Source organism: Siccirubricoccus deserti, from assembly GCF_014283215.1.
GTDB lineage: Bacteria > Pseudomonadota > Alphaproteobacteria > Acetobacterales > Acetobacteraceae > Siccirubricoccus > Siccirubricoccus deserti.
In genome coordinates this window covers 1-1,615 of sequence record NZ_JACOMF010000207.1, presented here as the reverse complement: position 1 = coordinate 1,615, position 1,615 = coordinate 1, and the positions used below count along the sequence as shown (strand labels likewise).

The window sequence follows — 1,615 nt, the reverse complement described above, 5'->3', positions numbered from 1 at the left end:
GTTGCCGCAACGGTGCACTGGCTGTTACAAACCGTGGGTCTCGTTTCGCCGATGATGGTGAGCACGAATCCCGCGCTAACTGCCGGGCTGCTCTTCGGGGCGGGGGTGTATCAGTTCACGCCGCTCAAGAGCACTTGCCTGACACGCTGCCGCTCACCGCTCGCGTTCCTGATGGGGGAATGGCGAAAGGGCACGGGCGGCGCCTTCGTCATGGGCTTGCGGCACGGGATGTACTGCATCGGCTGCTGCTGGATGCTGATGGTGCTGCTGTTTGTGGTCGGTGTCATGAACCTGCCGCTCGTCGCCGCGCTTGCGCTCGCCGTCACGTTGGAAAAGCTGGCGCCAAAGGGGGAGTGGATCGCCAAGGCAATCGGGCTCGCCCTCGTGCTTGGCGGCGCCTGGGTCATCGCCGCCGGGATAGGACACGCTCCTATAGGACACGGCTAGGGTCTGATGTCTCCGGGTTCGGAGGAGCGGAGGACCTTCTGCTACGCCCCCAGCATATCCACCCAGTCGCGGCAGAAATGCCAAACTTCTTCAATCCGCGGTGCGTCAGCGTGCGTGCCTCCTTTCCCCGATTCGGTACCCGTGCTGTTGTGGTCCGTGGTAATGATTTCCGGCCGCGGGCGCGCACGCGATCGAGGAGTCCGCCCACAAAAGTCCAAGGAGAGACCCCAATGACGCTGGAACGGACGATCCTGTTGGTGGTCGGTGTGATCGTGCTCGGGAGCACGCTTCTAGCCGCCCTCCACGACATCCGCTGGCTCTGGCTAACCGGGGCAATGGGCCTGCATCTCGTGCAGGCGTCCTTCATCGGGCTCTGCCCGGTCGTGGCGCTGCTCAGAAGGGTAGGGCTGCCGTCTAAGGCCGGGTTCGCCTAAGCGACCATCGCCCGGTGTCCCTGTAAGGGCGACCAATCGCCGGAGCGGAGCAGGTGTCCATGGCCGCCGCGGAACGACGGATGGTGCTCACACCGGACCTCGTGGCCCGTGCTGCACGCGCGGTGCCTGACTCGGGACCGCTCCCAGCCTCCGCCTACCTTGCCGAACTCCTGGCTGGCCCATCTGGGATGTTCGTTGGCGATGGTGCAGCAGAGCATTGATCACGGCTGGGGCTAACCCGCTAGCCTTCGTCGAGCGTGAAGGCGACCTTGAGCGTCACTCGGTGGTGCCCGACCTTCCCGTCCTTCACCTCGCCATGCACTTGGACCACCTCGAACCCCTTGATGTTGCGCAGGGTGGCGTGGCCCTCGGGATCGCGTTCTGAATGACGTCGGAGACGCTGGAACTAGAGGTTCCGACAAGCTCCACCAGTTTGTAAACGTCCTTGGCCCTGAAAGAGCTTTCCCGCGTTCCGCGCTGGTCATCCCAGGGCGGCATCCGCCGATCTGCGCCATCGCCGCAGCATGGCATAGCGGCGCCTACACTGAGTTCGGCCCCGACCGCTCCGGCGCGAGTCCATAGCGACCGCGCCTGAACTATGCACACCGATGGCGCCAGCACCCGTCAGGCGACTAGCACTACTTCGGCACTTTCATTCGCGCTTGTGTAGGTCGATGAACTCGCGGCATCTGGGACATCGCAGCCGGATGGCGGCAGCGAGCTGAGCCAGCAGT

General features: G+C 64.3%; 2 protein-coding genes and 1 pseudogene. 2 read left to right on the top strand and 1 reads right to left on the bottom strand.

Annotated features, from left to right (window positions below; genetic code table 11):
* Positions 1–447: DUF2182 domain-containing protein (locus tag H7965_RS29845; RefSeq protein WP_186774089.1), on the top strand; the 447-nt coding region annotated here is incomplete at its 5' end.
* A gap of 230 nt (positions 448–677) precedes the next feature.
* The gene (locus tag H7965_RS29840; RefSeq protein WP_186774088.1) at positions 678–881 is read left to right on the top strand and encodes a YgaP family membrane protein; all 204 of its coding nucleotides are present in this window, start codon (positions 678–680) and stop codon (positions 879–881) included.
* A gap of 241 nt (positions 882–1,122) precedes the next feature.
* Here the strand turns inward: H7965_RS29840 and H7965_RS29835 are convergent.
* Positions 1,123–1,379: pseudogene (locus H7965_RS29835) on the bottom strand (dodecin).
* Positions 1,380–1,615 lie beyond the last annotated feature (236 nt).